Origin of the sequence: Actinoplanes lutulentus (genome assembly GCF_003259845.1) — a bacterium.
GTDB classification, from domain to species: Bacteria; Actinomycetota; Actinomycetes; order Mycobacteriales; family Micromonosporaceae; genus Actinoplanes; species Actinoplanes lutulentus.
Genome location: NZ_QLMJ01000017.1, coordinates 183,018 through 198,572, shown reverse-complemented (window position 1 = coordinate 198,572; position 15,555 = coordinate 183,018). Strand labels below are relative to the sequence as shown.

Below are 15,555 nucleotides of genomic sequence, written 5' to 3'. Positions count from 1 at the left end.
CACCATGACTTTTGACCAACCGTACGTCGACGTCGACGAGCAGCGTGCGACGCCGCATCCGCACCGGTACGTGCACGGTGGTTTCACCGGCACCGAGACGCGGTTCTCGATCTACTTCCCGCCCGCCTCGGACTATCAGGGGCGGTTCTTCCAGCACATCACGCCGGTGCCGGAGAGTGAGCACCTCGCGCAGGCCGCGACCGGGCAGGAAGACAAGATCGGGTTCGCGTTCAGCGCCGGCGGATACTTCCTGGAGACCAACGGCGGCGGGCAGTCCGGCGGACCGGGTTCGGGCGCCGATCCGACGATCGCCGGATACCGCGCCAACGCGGCCGCCGCTTCTTACTCGCGCTTGGTCGCGGCTCAGGTCTACGGCGAACACCAGACCTTTGGGTACGCGTATGGCGGCAGCGGCGGGGCGTACCGGACGATCGGTGGTGCGGAGAACACCAGCGGGGTGTGGGACGGGTTCGTTCCCTACGTGCCGGGCAGCCCGATCGCGGCCCCGAACGTGTTCGCCGTGCGGATGCACGCTCAGCGGCTCCTGCGCGACAGGTTCGATCTCATCGTGGATTCCTACGAGGCGGGTGGCGACGGTAACCCGTACCCACGTCTGTCGGTGGAGGAGAGTGAGGCGTTCGCCGAGGTCTCGCGGATGGGGTTTCCGGTTCGATCGTGGTTCGGGCATCGGACGATGGGGTCGCACGCGTTCTCGACGATCTATCCCGGTGTGGTGGCGGTCGACCCCGGCTATTTCACCGATTTCTGGACCGTGCCGGGCTATCTCGGGGCGGATCCGGAGTCGTCGGTGCATCGCGATCGGGTACGCCTGAACAGCGAGGTCGTGGCCGTGCTGACGCGCGCTGACCGGCCGGATCTCGGGCCGTTCGCGGAGGATGCGGACGGGCCGCGGGGCGGTGTCGACGAGGCGTTCAAGGGTGCTCACTCGGGGCAGGATGTCGTGGTGGCGGTGCGCTTGGCGCGTACCCCTGAAGTGGCGACGCAGGGCGCCGAGCTGGTCGTCGCAGGTGGGGCGCGGGTACGCCTGAAAGGCGTGCACGGTGACCTCGCGGTGATCGACATGCCGGACCTGGTGGATGTCAAGGTCGCGCCCGGTGAGACGGTTGAGATCGACAACAGTAACTTTTTGGCGGCGCAGACCTATCACCGTCACCAGGTGCCGGACGCGGAGTTCGCGGTCTGGGACCAGTTCCGCGACGAGGAGGGCGCTCCGCTGTTGCCGCAGCGGCCGATGCAGCTCGGGCCGATGTTCGCGGCCGGTGCGGCGGGCAGCGTGCAGAGCGGCCGGATCACCGGGAAGATGATCATTGTGGCGAGCCTGCTCGATCGGGAGGCGTTTCCGTGGCAGGCGGACTGGTACCGGGCGAAGGTCGCGGCGCACGCGCCGGACGATGTGCGGCTCTGGTTCGTCGACAACGCGCTGCACGGCGACGACGAGCGGCAGGAACACCCCGCGCACACGGTCAGTTATCTGGGTGTGCTGCACGAGGCGTTGCGTGCGGTCGCCGCGTGGGTGGAGAAGGGTGTTTCGCCTGTTCCGGACACGTCCTACGCGATCGCCGACGGGCAGGTCACGGTTCCGGCCGCGGCTGCGGAGCGTGGCGGTGTCCAGCCGGTTGTCACTCTCCGCGTTGCCGACGGTGTGGTCCAGGCCGTTGCCGAGGCGCCGCCGGGTGCGGCGCCGATCGTACGCGTGCAGTGGGATCTTGATGGTGATGGTTCGTTCGAAGTGGACGAGATCGTGGAGCCGGCCGGCCGGGTCGTGCTGGAGCGTGCGCATGGCGGTGGGTCGTTCGTTGCCGTTCGGGTGAGCGCTCAGCGCGACGGCGATCCGCACACGCCGTTCGGGCGGATCGACAACGTGGCTCGTGCTCGGGTGGTCACCAGCGCTTAGCGGCCTGTCGCAGGGTCTCGCGGACCTGGGTGACGCCGGGGTTGGTGTCGGCGCCGGGGCGCTGGATCAGGAAGAGCGTGTTCAGCGGGGGTTCCTCGGGATCGTGCAGAAGGATCAGCCGTCCCTCTGCCAGGTGGTCCTGGCAGAGGGATCGTGGCAACACGCTGTATCCGGCTCCGGCGGTGACCGCGGAGAGCACCGCGTACAGGTTCGGCACGGTGACGGCGGCCTGACCGCCTTTGTGGCCGGTCGTTCGCCAGTAGCGGCGCACGATCGGCAGGTCCTCCGCGTACGCGATCAGCGGGATGTCGTGGAGGTCGCCGTGCTCCGCCCATGCGGGCGCGGCGACCAGCAGGTATTCCTCGTCGGCCAGTGGGGTCGACTCCAGACCGCGTCCGGTCGGCCGGCGCGTGGTGATGATCAGGTCGTGGCGGCCGGTGCGCATGTCGTCGAGGAGTTGATCGGGTAGCCCTTGGGTTATCCGTAACTCCAGCCCTTCGGCTATCAGTGGGGCGAGGGCGGGCAGGACGCGTACACAAAGAAGCTCTGAAGGACCGGCCAGGTGCACGACTTTCGGGGTGGTCTGGTCGAGGGCCGCCAGGGCGTCCAGCGGGACGGCGATACGGGCGGCCAGCTCGTGCGCGTGAGGGGTCGGCTCGACGCCTCGGGGAAGCCTGCGGAAGAGGTCGCGCTCGATCTGCTTTTCGAGGGTACGGATCTGCGTGGTCACCGTGGGCTGGGAAAGGCCGAGGTGAGGTGCGGCGGCGGTGAACGAGCCGGTGCGGTACACCGCCAGGAAGGTACGCAGCAGGTTGAGGTCGGCCTGGTGCACGCGGTCCAGCCTATATCGGATATGTGATGACCTATTGGTATCCGGGCGCGTGGCCGACCTAGCGTGGTGATCGTTGTTCACGCGATAGGAGCCACCATGCAGAACTCGATCAACTGGCCGGCGAAATACCTGCCCGGCACGGGGGACAACTTCGTCTCCAACGAGGTCATCGTGCGAGGTGTCAGCGCCGAGCGGGTCTGGGCGCGGCTGGCCGACACGTCGGCGTGGGAGTCGTATTACGACAACGTCGCCGACATCTCGTTCCCCGGTGGTGACGGGCCGTGGCTGGCGGACGGGGTGGCGTTCCGTTTCGGGACGTTCGGGTTCCCGCCGCTTGACGCGCGAGTGGTGGAGTTCCAGGAGCCGTCGCCGGCGTCACCCGGGCGTTTGTCGTGGACCGCTCGTCAGGACGGGGAACCGGCTTCACGATTGGACGTCCTGCACGCCTGGCTGGTCGAGGATCTGCCCGGTGGGCGGGTGCGGATCCTCACGCAGGAGACCCAGATCGGTCAGCCGGCCGCGGAGCTGGCGGCACAGGTGCCGAATCCGATGCTCAACGGGCATCAGGCCTGGTTGGACGGCCTCGTCCGGGCGTCGGCGGGCTGAGTTTCGGGGTTGTTGAGGTGGGGGCGTTTGGCTCTGATCCAGGCCTCGACGTCGCGGGTTCGCCAGATCTTGCCCTGTTCGAGGTTGGCGACCGGTCTCGGGAAGTCGTCGCGTGAGGTGAGTTTGTAGACGCGCTGGCGGGAGATGCCACCGAGCCGGACGCGGATCTCGTGGGCCCCCATCAACTGAAGCTTCGCCATGCGCATGACTATAGGCGTCAAGCAAGTGGTGATGCGACACCGTGTACTTCGTTGGTGGAGGTTTTCCGGCTCGTGTCACCGGTTGACCGGGGTGCCGTTGACCGCCGGGCAGGTCCGGTCACTGGGCTGACGGCTTGGAGCGGGTGAGTTCGAGGACGGGGATCGTACGGATGCCCCGGGTTTTCTCGGCGTATCCGGCGAAGCCGGGGTAGCGGGCGGCCTGCTCGGCGAACCGGCGGTCGCGCTCGTCGCCGCCGAGGTCGCGCACGGTGACCGGGAACGTCTCGGTGCCGATCTCGACGGTGCCGTGGCCCGCGGAGACGAGGTTGTAGTACCAGCCGGGATTTTCCGGCGCTCCGCCCTTGGAGGCGATCACGTAGACGATGTCCTTGTCGCTTTCGTGCGCCAGGTACATCATCGGGCTGACCATCTCGCGTCCGCTCTTCCGGCCCCGGTGATGGACCAGGACCATGGGCGCGTTGTCGAAGGGGCCGCTGACACGGCCTTCGTTCGCCCGGAACTCCTCAATGACCTTGGTGTTCCAGTCACTCATCGGTTTTACCTCGTCCCCTCGTGAGTCCTGATCACCGGTAACGATGCCATGCGGTCGAGGCGGCTGCCGATGCAGCGGGGGTGTCCGGGCGGCGCGGTGCGGCGTTGTCACAGATCTTGTGCGGTTCGGCCGTCCGATCGACCGCAAACTCACGAGTTTCCGGGAAAGCCGTCGTGGCGTGTCGGTTCCGGGTGGGCCGAGGGTGTCCGCGGGTGCCTTGGTGACGCCGCCCGGCCACCGTGGGCGAGGATCTTGGACACCCCGCCGTGGGGCCGAGCCGTCGCTCAGGAGGGTTATCGGGCGCTCATTAATGCGCCCGTGACTGGTGAAGGTACGACGCCGATGCCTGAGATCACCGTCCACCGAACGGCTGAGTGGGGATCGGCGCTCAGTATTCGGTGGAGGGATGTGGCGAGGCCGGCGAGTGGGCACGATGGTGGGGAACCGCTGTCGAGCCGAGGGAAACGACCCTATGTGCACCGAACCGGGCCCCAGCAACCACCAACTCACCCGCCGAGGCGCGCTGCTCGGTGGCGCCGCCGCGCTGGCCGCTGCTGTCGCGGCGCCCGCGCCGGCCCGGGCGGCGCCACGGCACGGGTTGCGGGATCTCACCTATCCGCTGACCACCACGTTTCCCGGGTTCGCGCCGGGTGAGGAGGCGGTTCGCCGCACGGTCAAGACGATCGCCGACGACGGTTACTTCATGCAGGAGTGGCGGGTCATCGAGCACATCGGCACGCACGTCGACGCGCCCGCCCACTTCACCGCCGGCGGCCGGGTCGCGACCGAGCTGCAGCCGGCCGAGCTGATCGTGCCGGCCGTGGTCATCGACATCGCGGCTCGCGCGGCGCGCGAGCCCGACACGGTGGTCACCGTGAGTGATCTGCGCACCTTCGAGCGACGGTACGGCCGGATCCCGGACCGTGCGGCAGTGCTGATGCACTCCGGGTGGGGGAGCAGGGTTGGTGACCCGGATGCGTTCCGCGGCACCGACGCGGCCGGTGGGCTGCACTTCCCCGGGTTTGGCGCGGACGCCTGCGAGTGGCTGCTGAGCCACCGGCGGATCAGCAGCCTGGGTGTCGACACGCTGAGCATCGACCCGGGGGAGTCGGAGACCTTCGATACGCACCTGCTGCTGACCGGCGCCGACCGGTACGGCATCGAGAACCTGGCGAACCTCGAACACCTGCCGCGGTCCGGGGCGACGATCTTCGTGGGGCTCATTCCGTACGAAGGTGGGTCGGGGGGCCAAGCGCGAGTGCTGGCGACGTGGTGACCCGCGCGGGTTGCGCGGGTCACCACGGCCGGTGTCAGCTCAGCCGGTTGAAGACGCTCGCGGCGACCGCATCCCCCGCGGACAGGCCGGCGTCGGCGTCTTGCTGGTAGTTCACCCCCAGGTACACCCGGCTGCGGGCGTTCTCGGCCGCCGCGGACGAGAACGAGGTGTACGTGCGGTACTGCTGCTCGTTCGGGTCGGCGCTGTCGACGCGGAAGGCGATGTCGTCGGTGCCGAAGTACCGCCGCATGGCACCGGCCCACGCGCCCGCGAGGGTGGCGTGCGCGGAGATGTACGCCGGTGACGGCGGCGAGAACCGGGTGCCGTCCCGGTCCACCGACAGCGGCTGCCAGCCCGGGTCGGCCTCGGTGTCCGGGTTGCCGTCCGTGCCGGCGAGCCGGATCGCGGTCTCCGGACGCCACCGGTCGGCCGGGGTGTCGTACTTCGCGTCCCAGGCGACGATGGCGGCGTCGGCCATCGCCAGGCTGACCAGCGTGTACAGCTTCGCCGCCTGGGAGGACTCGAGCTGCTGGGCCTGCGCCACGATCGCGGTGTGCCGCAGCAGCTGGCCCGGCGGCTTGTAGGTGCCGGCCACGTCGTTGGCCCAGAAGAACGCGATCCGGGTCTGCTCGGCGGTCCGCGTCGTGGAGTCCACGGCGCCGAGCGATTTCACCTCGTTGAGCTGCGCCGCGTACTCCGGGCTGGTCAGCGCCGCGGGCAGCGGCGGCCGCAGCTGAGAGCCGGAGCTCAGCGTGAACGGGGTGACCCGGCCCCAGTTCGGCGTGGTCGCCGGGCCGGATCCGGTCTCGCGCCACTGCCCGGGTTCGAGGCTCTCGGCGTACGGCGTGGTGTCGGTCGAGCCGTCGCCGGTGCGGGCGGCCAGGATGCGCTGGGCGGCGGTGATGCCGACCGAGTTGCTGAAGCCCTCCGGGCCCGGTGAGCCGATCGGCTTGTACTTCGAGGCCTGGGTGAAGTACGCCGCGAAGTCCACGCTGGGGAAGAGCTGCGGGAGCACGGTCCGCGCCGCCGCGTTGATGTTCAGCACCAGGTCGTACGAGAAGTTCGGCTCTCGCGGCACACGCGCGAGGTACGGCCTGGTGTTGCCGGACAGGGACACGACCGTGTCGTAGAGGGCCGCGTTGAGGATGGCCGCCCGGCGGGTGAGCGGGCCCGGCGCGAGATCGGTGCGGGTGAACGCGTACCGCAGCGCCTCGTTCCACAGGATGACGTAATCGATGGTGGCCGGTACCGCCGCGGCCCGGCCTGGGCCGGAGAGCACAGTGCCCGCCCCGATGGCGGCGACACCGAGGGCCAGTGGTTGACGGAGAAGGGTTCGTCGTTTCATTTGATCAATCTAAATCAATGCGTACGCGTCGTCAGACCCTCCGCGCCGCGCAGGAACGTCTCGCAGATCAGCGCCGGGTCGAAGAGGCAGCCGGCCGCCATGGCGCCGTCACGGAGCATGACGAAGTGCTGCGCGTCCGGCTCGGGCAGCAGCGTGGTGATCGTGTCCAGGAACCACTGCCGGTGCGCGATGACCACCCGGTGCACGGGGTGATCGGGGTGCGGGTATTCGGCCACCGCGTTCAGGAACGCGCAGCCGCGGAAGCCGGGGGACCGGATGCCCTCGGCGATCGACGCGGCGACGGCGCGGATCGCGTCCTCAGGTTTCCGGTCGGCCATCGCGCTGGTCACCTGGCCGCGAATCGCCTGGTCGGCGCTGTTCAGGTAGGCCAGGACGAGGTCTTCCTTGCCGGGGAAGTGCCGGTAGAACGTCGCCCGGGTCACCTTGGCCTCGGCGATGATCCGATCGACGCCGACCGAGTGGATGCCCTCCGCGTAGAAGATCGCCGACGCGGTGGTGAGCAGTCGCAGGCGTGCCTCGGAAGGTGCGGTCATGGGCTCACTCTAGCCGGATTCCGCCCTGGGAGATAGAACGTTCGGTCTTGACGAATCGGGTCACCGTCCGTCATCGTTCTTGCCAAGACAGAACGTTCGTTCTCCCAAAGGATCGCGATGACCGCCACCCTGCGCCGGCTCTACTTCGTCCGCTTCGCGTTCGCCATCACCTGGGCCGCGGTGATGCTCGCGATCGCCGACGAGCTCAACCCGCTCGTCGTCACCCTGCTGGTGGCGTACCCGCTGTTCGACGTGGCGGCGGCGGTGGTCGACGCCCGAGCCGGCCGGTCGGCCCTGCTCTACCTCAACATCGGGATCAGCTCGCTCGCCGCGATCGGGCTCGCCGTCGCCGGTACGTCCGGCATCCCGGCGGTCCTGCGGGTGTGGGGTGCCTGGGCGGTCGTCGCCGGACTGGTCCAGCTGATCGTGGCCGTCAGGCGCCGGGCGATGGGCGGCCAGTGGGCGATGATCCTCAGCGGTGGCATCTCGGTGCTGGCCGGCGCCTCGTTCGTCGCCGGCGCCTCCGCCGCGAACCCCTCACTGACCAACGCCATCGGGTACGCCATCCCCGGCGCGATCTTCTTCCTCATCTCCGCCGTCCGCCTGGGCCGCACCGCGAAGGAAACCGCGACAGCGCGGTGAGATAGCTCTTGACGCGCAACATGTTTGTCACAAAACTGTGCCGGAGTTCGCGGCGGCAGAGGGAGTGGCGAGTTGGCGATCGTGATCGTGGGCGCCGGCATCGGTGGCCTCACCGCCGCGCTCAGCCTGCATCAGGCCGGGTTCCGTGACGTCACCGTCTACGAACGAGCCGCCTCACTGCGGCCGCTCGGCGTCGGGCTCAACCTGCTCCCGCACGCCGTCCGTGAGCTCACCGAGCTGGGCCTGGGCGACCGCGTGGCGAAACTCGGCGCGGCGCCCAGCACCCTCGCCTACTACAACCGGCACGGCCAGCAGATCTGGAGCGAGCCGCGCGGCCTCGACGCCGGATATCGCTGGCCGCAGCTGTCGGTGCACCGCGGCCGGTTCCAGATGGAGCTGCTCGCCGCGGTGCGCGAGCGGCTGGGGCCCGACGCGGTGCGCACCGGCCACCGCCTGATCGAGGTCGATGCCGACGAGCGAGCACACTTCGAGACCGCGGACGGGCCGGTCACCGTCGCGGCCGACCTGATCATCGGAGCGGACGGCATCCACTCGGCGCTGCGCCGGCAACGACATCCCGGCGAGGGCGAACCGATCGGGAACGGGCTGACCCTCTGGCGCGGCACGGTACGCGCGCCCGGCTTCCTGGACGGCCGCACGATGATCATGTCGGGGGACGCGGAGCAGAAGTTTGTCGCGTACCCCATAGGTCCGAATTTGATCAATATCATCGCTGAGCGTCGCGGCCCGGGGTTCGCCGGGACCGGCGCGGACTGGAACCGTGCGGTCGATCCGGAGCCGATCATCGCGCTCTTCGAGGACTGGCGTTTTCCGTGGCTCGACGTGCCGGGGCTGCTGAAAGCCGCCGACGAGATCCTCGAGTACCCGATGGTGGACCGCGATCCGATCGGCAGCTGGACTTCCGGGTTGACGACGCTGCTCGGCGACGCGGCGCACCCGATGTATCCGAACGGCTCCAACGGGGCGTCGCAAGCGATCATCGACGCGCGTACCCTCGCCTTTCATCTCGCCACCGCGCCCGCGGTGACCCAGGCGCTGGACGCCTATGAGGCGGATCGGCGGCCGGCCACCACCGCGCTCGTGCTGAGCAACCGGCGGCAGGGGCCCGAGCAGGTGATGGTGCTCGCCCACGAGCGCGCGCCGGGCGGGTTCGGGCACATCCACGACGTGATCGCGCCGGACGAGCTGACCGAAATCGCCACCGGTTACAAGAAGGCGGCCGGCTTCCACCCGTCGGCGCTCAACGAGCGGCCGTCGCTGTCGCCGCCGGTGCTCGACGCGGCCCGGCTCGCCGCGGTGATCTCGCCGCTGCGCCGGACCCTGCTCACCGCGGCCCGTGCCGCCGAGCACCTGCCGGAGATCCCGGACGCGCAGATCGAAATCCTCCGGGTGCTGCCCAGGGGCGTGGTGGCCGGTCCCGGCGAGCTCGCCGACCGGCTCGGCCTGAGCCGCCCGACGGTCAGCAATCTGCTCACCACGATGGAGGCGAACGGGCTCGTCGAGCGCCGCCCCCGCCCCGGCAACCGCCGCCACGTCGAGGTCCTCGCCACCGCGAAGGCCCTCGACCTGTTCGACCGCTTCGACCTCGCCAGCGGAAATCTCGTTGCCGACGCCGTGGCCACTCTGTCCGCGAACGATCGGTCAGCCCTCGCCGCCGCGGTGCCCGCGCTGGAACGCCTGCGCGACGCGCTCACGCTCTTTAAGGACACCCCATGAGTACGCTCGGACAGCGTTTCTCGCGCTGGATGCAATCGCGGACACTGACCGGCCTCACACCCGGGCCGCACGACATCACGATCCGCAAGGACCTGCGGGTGCCGATGGACGACGGCGTCGATCTGCTCGCCGACCTGATCACCCCGATCGGCGAGACCGATCCACGGCTGCCGACGATCGTGATCCGTGGACCGTACGGTCGTCGCGGTCCGGTCGCGGGTGAGGCCCGCGCCCTGGCCCGCGAGGGTTTCCCGGTGCTGTTCCAGAGCTGCCGGGGCACCTGGGGCTCCGGCGGTGTCTTCACCCCGCAGGTCGACGAGCAGCGCGACGGCCTGGCCACCCATCGCTGGGTGCGGGAGCAGCCCTGGTTCACCGGGTCGGTCGCCACGTTCGGGCCGAGCTACATGGGATACACCCAGTGGGCGGTGGCCGCCGACCCGGAGCTGGCACCGGACGCGTTGTGCCTGCTCGTGACGATGCCTGACTTCGGGGCGATCACCTGGGACAACGGCGCGTTCGCGCTGCGCAACGCGCTCGGCTGGACGCAGATGATGGACCGGATGATCCGCCGGGACATGCTGCCGCTGGGCCTCGCGATGATCCGTCCGGATCCGAAGCTGGGCCGGGCGTTCGGCGTGCTCCCGCTGAGCGACGGCGACACGGCCGCGACCGGCCGGGCCGTCCATTGGTACCAGGACTGGGTCGGCCACGAGCGGCTGACCGACGAGTACTGGACCCAGCAGTCGCACACCGCCTCGGTCCCGAGCGTCACCGCCCCGGTCAACATGATCACCGGCTGGTACGACATCTTCCTGCCCTGGCAGCTGCGCAATCATGCCCAGCTCGCCGCGGCCGGGCGGGCGCCGCGGCTCACCATCGGCGCGTGGGGGCACACGTCCCGGGGCATGGGCGGCGTGGCGGTGGGGGAGGCTGTCGCGTTCCTCAAGGAGCAGTTCGCCGGGGTTCCCAGCGGGCGGACGGCGCTTGTCCGGGCGTACCGAACGGGGGAGGAAGAGTGGCATGACCTCCCGGCCTGGCCACCGCCGGGTGTCGCTGCCGAGGCGTGGAACCTGCACGCGGACGGGCGGCTGTCGACGGAGCCGACCGCCGGGGGAGTGACCGCTTATGTCTATGACCCGGCTGATCCGACGCCGGCTGTCGGTGGTCCGAGTCTGCTGCCGAACTCCGGGCCGGTCGACAACGCCGCCCATGAGAGTCGTGCCGATGTGACCGTTTTCCGGGGTGAGGTGCTCACCGAGCCGGTCACGGTCGCCGGGGAGCCGGTGGCCCGGATTCAGTTCCGCTCGTCGCAGCCGAGTGCCGATGTCTTCGTCCGGATCTGCGATGTGCACCCGGACGGCCGGTCGATGACGGTGTGCGACGGGATCCGGCGCGTCGTCTCTGATGACGGCTTTGACGAGGTGACCGTTTCGCTGTGGCCGACGTTCCACCGGTTCGACGCCGGGCACCGGATCAGCGTGCAGGTCAGTTCCGGCGCCCACCCGCGATATGCCCGCAACCCCGGCTCCGGCTCGCCGGCTTTTGACGCGGTGACGCTGCACCGCGCCGAGCAGGAGATCTCGCATGACGAGTTCCGGCCGTCGTTCCTGGACCTGCCGGTGTGGGCCGGATGAGCGCGCCGGCGGTTCCCGGCCTGGAGGCGGTGTTCGAGGTGGAGGCCCGGCTCGGCGAGCTGGAGGACCACGGTGTGACCCGGGCCGGCCACCGGCGCGTCGTACCGATCGTCGGCGGCCGGGTGACCGGCCTGTTTTCCGCTGAGATCCTGCCCGGCGGGGCGGATTGGCAGTTGGTCCGCGCTGACGGCGCGATCGAGATCGACACCCGGTATTCGGCGCGGGTTGCGGGTGGTGGTTATGTCTACATTCGTACGTTCGGGGTGCGCAGTGGCGATCCTTCGGTGCTGGAGGCCCTGCTGCGCGGCGACCCGGTCGATGCGTCGGAGTACTACTTCCGGCTGGGCGTGCGACTGGAGACGTCGGATCCATCGTTGAGCGCGCTGGAGCAGTCGATTTTTGTGGCGTCCGCGATCCGGGAGGCGGATCGGGTGCGCTACACGGCGTATCGGGTCACCTGACGTTCGGCGGGTGGCGCAGGGGCATCGCCGCGGTGCACGACCTCGCCCCGATGGCGGCCAGGTCCGGATCTTGTGAGTTTCTGTCCGCCACGCAGCCGCAAGCTCACAAGATCTGTGCTTACCCTGATCACTCTCTGGTGCTGAGCAGGTCGCGGACGGCCTTACGGTTGATCTTTCCGACGCTGGTCAGCGGCACCGCGTCCAGCACTGTCACCTCGCGCGGATACTTGTAGCGCGCCAACCTCTCCCTGGTGAACTCGACCAGCGCCGCGCCGCTCACCTGCTGCCCCGGCTGGAGTTGCACCACCGCTACCACCTCCTCGCCGTTCTCCGCGTCCGGCCTGCCCACGCACGCCGCCACCTGCACCGCCGGGTGCTCCAGCAGTACGTCCTCCACGTCACGCGGGAAGACGTTGAAGCCGCCCCGGATGATGAGGTCCTTCAAGCGGTCCACCACGAACAGGTAGCCGTCCTCGTCGAGGTGGCCGATGTCGCCGGTGTGCAGCCAGCCATCGCGGACCGTCCGCGACGTCTGCTCCGGGTCGTTCCAGTAGCCGAGCATCACGCCGGGGCCGCGTACGCAGATCTCGCCGTCCTCACCGGCCGGCAGGGAGAGCCCGGCAGCGTCGCGGATCTCCACCTCGGCGTGCGCGAGCGGCTTGCCGACGCTGCCGGGCCGGTGCTCGGAGAGCGACTCCGCCGAGATCACCGCGCTGGACTCGGTGCAGCCGTACCCCTGCAGCACGGTCACGCCGAACACCTTCTCGGCCGCGCTGCGGATCGCGGGCGGCAGGGTCGCCCCGCCGGAGCCGAAGGTCTGCAGCGACGACAGGTCGTGGTCGCCTGGCGGCTGGGCGAGCAGCATCTGCAGCATCGTCGGCACCACCGGACTGGACTCCAGCCGATGTTCGGCGACCAGTTCCAGCCAGCCGGCCGGGTCGAACCAGCGCTGCAGCACCGAGACCAGCCTGCGCTGCGAGTGCAGCCCGGCGATGGTGACGATCAGGCCGTAGGCGTGCGACAACGGCAGCGGCAGCAGCGACCTGGTCGCGGCCGACGTGCGCGAGGCCAGCTCCAGGCCGCGGCCCGCCTCCCACAACCCGCGATGGCTGAGCATGACGCCTTTCGCACGCCCGGTGGTCCCCCCGGTGTAGAGCAGCGCGGCCAGGTCGTCGTCCGCTCGCGGCTCGATCCCGGCCGGCTCGCCGGCCTCAAGATCTTCAAAAGACACAAGCCCCTTGGGTACGGAATAACCGGTCACGAACGTGGTGATCGACAGGCCCTCGGCGGCCGCGGCGAACAGGTCGGCCAGCTCCGGGCTGATGATCGCCGCGACGGCGCCGGAGTCGGTGAGGATGTGCCGCAGCTCCGGCACACTCTGCAGGAAGATCACCGGGGTCACCACAGCACCGGCCCGCCAGATCGCCCGGTAGGAGATGAACACCTCGGGGGCGTTGGTCATCAGTACGACGACCCGGTCGCCCGGCCGAACCCCGTGGGAGCGCAGGCCGGTGGCGGCCCGCGCCGACCGGTCGTGGATCTCCCGGGAGGTCAGCCATCGGCCCTCGAAGAACAGCGATTCGTAGTCGCCGTGGCGTTCGTAGGCCTGCTCGGCGAGCAGAGCGAGATGGTGGTCGCCGACAGCGCTCATGACGCCTGCTCCATCGCCAGCCGGGCCACCTCGTCGAAGGCGGCGATGTCGTCGCCGAGCAGGAATCGGTCCACCTTGGCGCGCCGCCAGTACAGGTGGGCGTCGTGTTCCCAGGTGAACCCGATGCCGCCGTGCACCTGGATCACCGTTTCGGCGGCCTGTTCCAGGGTGGTGGCCGCGGCGGCCTTGGCAGCGGCGGCGGCCAGGGGCAGCTCGGCGGGGGAGTGGTCGGCGGCCCACGCGGCCCACCAGACCAGCGACCGCAGCTGTTCGACCGCGACGTACACGTCGACGAGCATGTGCTTGATCGCCTGGTAGGAGCCGATCGGGCGGCCGAACGCCTGCCGTTCTTTCGCGTACTCCACGCCGATCTCCAGCAGGCGGGCGGCGGTGCCGAGGCCTTCGGCGGCGAGGATCGTGCGGCCGACACGTTCCGCGCGTTGCCACAGGGCGGCGGCGTCGCGTACCAAAGGGGGGTTGTCGCCCAGGGTGACGTCGCCGAGAGCGCGAGTGGCGTCGATGGGTTCGCGGGCGGTGACCTGGCCTGGACCGCAGGTCAGGGCGCCGGATCGCAGGGCGAGGAAGGTGTCGGCGCCGATCGCGTCGAGGACCGGGCCGGTGTCGTCGGCGACCGCTACGGCGAGGCTGCCGTCAGCGAGGCCGGCGAGGCGGTCCGGGTCGCCGTCCAGGAGAACCGCGGCGCGGGCGAATCCGGTGAGCGAGGGTCCGGCGAGCACCCGGCCGGCCTGTTCGGCGACGACGGCGAGGTGCAGGACGCTGCCGCCGCCTCCGCCGGCGCTCTCCGGGATGGTGATCGCCGCGAAACCGCTCTTGACCAGTTCCGCGCGTCCGGGCCTGATCGCTGCGTCGCCGTCCAGCGCTGCGCGAGCCGCCTGTGGAGCTTCCGCAGTAGCCAGGAATTCGGCGGCCGCGGCGGCCAGGTCGCGGTGTTCCTGATCCAGGTCGAAGTTCATCGCGGGACCCCCTTGTCGGCGCGGGGCTCGGCGGGCAGTCCGAGGACCCGCTCCCCGATGATGTTGCGGAGTACCTGGTCACTGCCGCCGGCGATGGCCATGCCGGGCATCACCGCCTGCATGGTCTGCCAGGTGCCGGTGCCGTCGCGCGAGACCGCGACGCGCGCGTCGCCGCCGAGGACGCGGACGGCCAGGTCGGTCAGGTCACGCGCTGAGCGGGTGCCGCTCAGTTTGCCCGCCGACGCTTCCGGGCCGGGGAACTCGCCGCGGCTGAGTTTCGACAGCTGGCGGTACCCGGTGTAGCGGGCGCCGAGCGCGGCGACGTATCCGCGACCCAGCTCCTGCCGGGCCAGGGCTTGCCGGTCGGCGGGCAGCGCGCCGATGTGTCCGGCGAGGTGCCGGGCCACCGTTTCGGGTTTGGGTCCGATCGTGGTGCCACCGCCGCCGAGCGACAGCCGCTCGTTCATCAGCGTCGTCAGCGCCACGGTCCAGCCGTCGCCGGGTTCGCCGAGGCGTTCGGCGTCGGGGATGACCACGTCGTCGAAGAAGACCTCGTTGAAGTGCGCGTCGCCATTCATCTGCCGCAGCGGCCGCACGGTGACGCCGGGCGCCTTCATGTCCACCACGAACATGGTCAGGCCACGATGTTTGGGCACGTCAGGATCGGTACGGGCGAGCAGGATGCCGTAGTCGGCGAGGTGCGCGAGCGTCGTCCAGACCTTCTGCCCGGTGATCCGCCAGGCGCCGTTCTCCCGGACGGCTCTGGTACGCAGGGCGGCCAGGTCGCTGCCGGCGGACGGCTCGCTGAACAGCTGGCACCAGAGGTCGTCGGCCCGGAGCAGCCGTTGGAGATAACGCTGTTTCTGGTCGTCGCTGCCGTGCAGGATCACTGTCGGGCCGCACATGCCGATGCCGATGAGGTTGATCAGGCCGGGCAGGCCGAGCCGGGACATCTCCTGGTCGACGATCGCCTGCTGCATCGGGGTGCCGCCGCGGCCGCCGGCCTCGATGGGCCAGGTGACGCCGACGAAGCCGGCGTCGTAGAGCAATGCCTGACGGGCGCGGTCGTTGGTGCGTACCGAAAGGCGGTCTTGATTGTGATCCAGGAAAGAGCGCACTTCGGTACGCCAGGCGGCCTCGTCGGGGGTGTCGTCGAAGTCCATTCCGGTCCCCGT

15 protein-coding genes are annotated in these 15,555 nt (G+C 69.9%); 7 read left to right on the top strand and 8 right to left on the bottom strand.

The window, feature by feature from the left end:
• The first annotated feature begins 4 nt into the window (after positions 1 to 4).
• Positions 5 to 1,915 (top strand): hypothetical protein, encoded by a 1,911-nt coding sequence (locus tag B0I29_RS31975; RefSeq protein WP_111652828.1) that lies wholly within the window; start codon positions 5 to 7, stop codon positions 1,913 to 1,915.
• On the opposite strand, the gene B0I29_RS31970 is transcribed toward B0I29_RS31975, so the two are convergent.
• Complete coding sequence (locus B0I29_RS31970) at positions 1,902 to 2,747, bottom strand: LysR family transcriptional regulator (RefSeq protein WP_111652827.1); 846 nt, start codon at positions 2,745 to 2,747, stop codon at positions 1,902 to 1,904. The two genes, B0I29_RS31975 and B0I29_RS31970, sit on opposite strands and share 14 nt — an antisense overlap.
• Before the next feature lie 96 nt (positions 2,748 to 2,843).
• Between B0I29_RS31970 and B0I29_RS31965 the strand changes: the two genes are divergently transcribed.
• Positions 2,844 to 3,353, top strand: a complete 510-nt coding sequence (locus B0I29_RS31965) for an SRPBCC family protein (protein ID WP_111652826.1) — start codon at positions 2,844 to 2,846, stop codon at positions 3,351 to 3,353.
• On the opposite strand, the gene B0I29_RS31960 is transcribed toward B0I29_RS31965, so the two are convergent.
• Positions 3,311 to 3,553, bottom strand: a complete 243-nt coding sequence (locus tag B0I29_RS31960) for a helix-turn-helix transcriptional regulator (RefSeq protein ID WP_311733609.1) — start codon at positions 3,551 to 3,553, stop codon at positions 3,311 to 3,313. The genes B0I29_RS31965 and B0I29_RS31960 overlap by 43 nt on opposite strands.
• 118 nt (positions 3,554 to 3,671) lie before the next feature.
• Complete coding sequence (locus B0I29_RS31955) at positions 3,672 to 4,106, bottom strand: nitroreductase family deazaflavin-dependent oxidoreductase (RefSeq protein ID WP_111652824.1); 435 nt, start codon at positions 4,104 to 4,106, stop codon at positions 3,672 to 3,674.
• A gap of 472 nt (positions 4,107 to 4,578) precedes the next feature.
• On the opposite strand from B0I29_RS31955, the gene B0I29_RS31950 reads away from it, so the two are divergent.
• Positions 4,579 to 5,382, top strand: a complete 804-nt coding sequence (locus B0I29_RS31950) for a cyclase family protein (RefSeq protein WP_111652823.1) — start codon at positions 4,579 to 4,581, stop codon at positions 5,380 to 5,382.
• Positions 5,383 to 5,416: 34 nt separating this feature from the next.
• Here the strand turns inward: B0I29_RS31950 and B0I29_RS31945 are convergent, their stop codons facing one another.
• Both B0I29_RS31945 and B0I29_RS31940 read right to left on the bottom strand, forming a co-directional pair.
• Positions 5,417 to 6,727, bottom strand: a complete 1,311-nt coding sequence (locus B0I29_RS31945; protein WP_111652822.1) for a vanadium-dependent haloperoxidase — start codon at positions 6,725 to 6,727, stop codon at positions 5,417 to 5,419.
• Positions 6,728 to 6,741: 14 nt separating this feature from the next.
• Positions 6,742 to 7,281 carry a TetR/AcrR family transcriptional regulator gene (locus B0I29_RS31940; RefSeq protein WP_111652821.1) on the bottom strand — a complete coding sequence of 180 codons (540 nt, stop codon included), beginning with the start codon at positions 7,279 to 7,281 and terminating at the stop codon, positions 6,742 to 6,744.
• Between the two features lie 117 nt (positions 7,282 to 7,398).
• Here B0I29_RS31940 and B0I29_RS31935 point away from each other — a divergent pair, with 117 nt between their 5' ends.
• The 4 genes from B0I29_RS31935 (at position 7,399) to B0I29_RS31920 (ending at position 11,755) form a co-directional block, all read left to right on the top strand.
• Positions 7,399 to 7,923 (top strand): hypothetical protein, encoded by a 525-nt coding sequence (locus B0I29_RS31935; RefSeq protein ID WP_111652820.1) that lies wholly within the window; start codon positions 7,399 to 7,401, stop codon positions 7,921 to 7,923.
• Between the two features lie 81 nt (positions 7,924 to 8,004).
• Entirely contained in the window at positions 8,005 to 9,660 is a 1,656-nt protein-coding gene (locus B0I29_RS31930; RefSeq protein WP_245972886.1) for an FAD-dependent monooxygenase, read from the top strand.
• Complete coding sequence (locus tag B0I29_RS31925; protein WP_111652818.1) at positions 9,657 to 11,294, top strand: CocE/NonD family hydrolase; 1,638 nt, start codon at positions 9,657 to 9,659, stop codon at positions 11,292 to 11,294. Before B0I29_RS31930 ends, B0I29_RS31925 begins: the two co-directional genes overlap by 4 nt.
• Entirely contained in the window at positions 11,291 to 11,755 is a 465-nt protein-coding gene (locus B0I29_RS31920; RefSeq protein ID WP_111652919.1) for a DUF3237 domain-containing protein, read from the top strand. The genes B0I29_RS31925 and B0I29_RS31920 overlap by 4 nt, the downstream gene beginning before the upstream one ends.
• A gap of 127 nt (positions 11,756 to 11,882) precedes the next feature.
• On the opposite strand, the gene B0I29_RS31915 is transcribed toward B0I29_RS31920, so the two are convergent.
• From B0I29_RS31915 to B0I29_RS31905, 3 genes are read right to left on the bottom strand one after another with little or no spacing between them, the layout of a single operon-like run.
• Positions 11,883 to 13,406, bottom strand: coding sequence for a class I adenylate-forming enzyme family protein (locus B0I29_RS31915; RefSeq protein WP_111652817.1), 1,524 nt, complete (start codon positions 13,404 to 13,406; stop codon positions 11,883 to 11,885).
• Positions 13,403 to 14,380 carry an acyl-CoA dehydrogenase family protein gene (locus B0I29_RS31910; protein WP_111652816.1) on the bottom strand — a complete coding sequence of 326 codons (978 nt, stop codon included), beginning with the start codon at positions 14,378 to 14,380 and terminating at the stop codon, positions 13,403 to 13,405. Before B0I29_RS31910 ends, B0I29_RS31915 begins: the two co-directional genes overlap by 4 nt.
• Complete coding sequence (locus B0I29_RS31905) at positions 14,377 to 15,543, bottom strand: acyl-CoA dehydrogenase family protein (RefSeq protein ID WP_111652815.1); 1,167 nt, start codon at positions 15,541 to 15,543, stop codon at positions 14,377 to 14,379. Before B0I29_RS31905 ends, B0I29_RS31910 begins: the two co-directional genes overlap by 4 nt.
• Between the last annotated feature and the right edge of the window lie 12 nt (positions 15,544 to 15,555).

Excerpts from the sequence above, each read along its gene's own strand:
- B0I29_RS31965 (WP_111652826.1), top strand. The coding sequence starts at position 2,844 with ATGCAGAACTCGATCAACTGGCCGGCGAAATACCTGCCCGGCACGGGG.
- B0I29_RS31955 (WP_111652824.1), bottom strand. The coding sequence starts at position 4,106 with ATGAGTGACTGGAACACCAAGGTCATTGAGGAGTTCCGGGCGAACGAA.
- B0I29_RS31915 (WP_111652817.1), bottom strand. The coding sequence starts at position 13,406 with ATGAGCGCTGTCGGCGACCACCATCTCGCTCTGCTCGCCGAGCAGGCC.
- B0I29_RS31910 (WP_111652816.1), bottom strand. The coding sequence starts at position 14,380 with ATGAACTTCGACCTGGATCAGGAACACCGCGACCTGGCCGCCGCGGCC.
- B0I29_RS31940 (WP_111652821.1), bottom strand. The coding sequence starts at position 7,281 with ATGACCGCACCTTCCGAGGCACGCCTGCGACTGCTCACCACCGCGTCG.
- B0I29_RS31960 (WP_311733609.1), bottom strand. The coding sequence starts at position 3,553 with ATGGCGAAGCTTCAGTTGATGGGGGCCCACGAGATCCGCGTCCGGCTC.
- B0I29_RS31975 (WP_111652828.1), top strand. The coding sequence starts at position 5 with ATGACTTTTGACCAACCGTACGTCGACGTCGACGAGCAGCGTGCGACG.
- B0I29_RS31950 (WP_111652823.1), top strand. The coding sequence starts at position 4,579 with ATGTGCACCGAACCGGGCCCCAGCAACCACCAACTCACCCGCCGAGGC.
- B0I29_RS31905 (WP_111652815.1), bottom strand. The coding sequence starts at position 15,543 with ATGGACTTCGACGACACCCCCGACGAGGCCGCCTGGCGTACCGAAGTG.
- B0I29_RS31945 (WP_111652822.1), bottom strand. The coding sequence starts at position 6,727 with ATGAAACGACGAACCCTTCTCCGTCAACCACTGGCCCTCGGTGTCGCC.
- B0I29_RS31925 (WP_111652818.1), top strand. The coding sequence starts at position 9,657 with ATGAGTACGCTCGGACAGCGTTTCTCGCGCTGGATGCAATCGCGGACA.
- B0I29_RS31935 (WP_111652820.1), top strand. The coding sequence starts at position 7,399 with ATGACCGCCACCCTGCGCCGGCTCTACTTCGTCCGCTTCGCGTTCGCC.
- B0I29_RS31920 (WP_111652919.1), top strand. The coding sequence starts at position 11,291 with ATGAGCGCGCCGGCGGTTCCCGGCCTGGAGGCGGTGTTCGAGGTGGAG.